Genomic DNA, 274 nt, shown 5'->3' with positions numbered 1-274 from the left:
GCATAGTCTGGAGCGTGAAACGCGCTGTATGCGTCGCTATTGAGCGATACCACGTTGCCACGCTTGATGACCTCATCGAGCTGCGCGAAGCCCGTGCGGGCCTTGTAATAGAAGAATTCCCGAGAGTATGCCTGGGACAGCAGCTCGAACACGTCTCGCAAGCCTTCGTCGTTGCGAATGATGATGTCGTGGTAACTGATCGGGTTCGGCTTGTCGGCGTGTGTCTCGCCCTTCTTGGGTGGGCGATGGAGCGGATCGGGGACGCAGCGGACAC

The 274-nt window shown here is 58.8% G+C and carries 1 protein-coding gene; it reads right to left on the bottom strand.

The features are described 5' to 3' along the window. Window positions 1–274: hypothetical protein (locus R0J88_RS20015; RefSeq protein ID WP_410900878.1), on the bottom strand; the 274-nt coding region annotated here is incomplete at both ends.

It is taken from the genome of Pseudoalteromonas sp. SIMBA_162 (genome assembly GCF_046535955.1).
In the GTDB taxonomy this organism is placed as follows: domain Bacteria; phylum Pseudomonadota; class Gammaproteobacteria; order Enterobacterales; family Alteromonadaceae; genus Pseudoalteromonas; species Pseudoalteromonas marina.
Note: the sequence above shows the minus strand (reverse complement) of the source record. Positions and strands in the feature narration are given on the sequence as shown.